Origin of the sequence: Tabrizicola soli, assembly GCF_015999335.1 — a bacterium.
Lineage (GTDB): Bacteria > Pseudomonadota > Alphaproteobacteria > Rhodobacterales > Rhodobacteraceae > Tabrizicola > Tabrizicola soli.
Genome location: NZ_JAEACP010000054.1, coordinates 1 through 894, shown reverse-complemented (window position 1 = coordinate 894; position 894 = coordinate 1). Strand labels below are relative to the sequence as shown.

The following is an 894-nucleotide window of genomic DNA, read 5'->3' as shown; positions in this document are numbered from 1 at the left end:
ATCGGTTCCGTCGCGAGTGTTGTCAGCCGTTTGGGGCGGGCGACGGCCATGGAGGGGCGGGCGAGGTCCTGTTTCGGGCGGGTGCTGGCGTCGTTCACCTTGATGACGGTGAAGCTGATGTTGTCCTGGTCCGGGTCGCCCAGCCGGGCCAGCTCCTCCAGCAGCCGCTCGGCGATCTCGGTCGAGCGGCTCTTGCGGTACTTGTGCAGCACCTTCCCGATCTGGGCATCGGTCAGGAACTGCAGCCCGTCCGAGGAACAGACCACGATATCCCCCGCCTTCAGCTCCAGCGGCCGGGCCGGGCAGTCGATCTTCGGGATCCGGCCGCCCATCAGCACCGAGATCAGGCAGTTGCGGTCGGGATGGTTCGCCGCCACCCCGGCATCCATCAGGCCGGACTTCACCATGAAGTCGATCTGCGGCGCCATCGAATGGTCCTCGTTCAGCTGGCTGAGCCTGCCGCCGCGGAACAGGAACAACGGCGAATCGCCGACCGAGATCCACCAGAGCCGGTTCTCGACCAAGGCCGGCACCACCAGCGTCGCCCCCATCCCCGCCGTCTCGGGGTGGCTGCGGCTGTGCTGGCGCAAGGTCTCGTTCGCCAGGTCCGCCACGCCGCGCAGGATCTCGGGCGCGCGCGCCTCGAAGGCCTCGACATCGGCGAAATGGAACTTCAGCTCGGAATAGACCTCGGTCAGCACGATCTTGCTGGCCACGTCCCCCGCCGCATGGCCGCCCATCCCGTCGGCCAGAACCACGAAACCGGCCTCGGCCCCCACCGGGAAATCGGCGGTGATCGCATCCTCCTGATAGTCGCGCGCGCCCTGGCTTATCCCCGAGGCGACGTCATAGCGCGGCTCACGCGATCGCCATATCATGCCCGTCTCCTCCAGC

Annotated in this window: 1 protein-coding gene; it reads right to left on the bottom strand. The window is 67.6% G+C overall.

What is annotated here, in order from left to right:
• Positions 1-878: PP2C family protein-serine/threonine phosphatase (locus I7S92_RS22975; RefSeq protein ID WP_206761159.1), on the bottom strand; the 878-nt coding region annotated here is incomplete at its 3' end.
• Positions 879-894 lie beyond the last annotated feature (16 nt).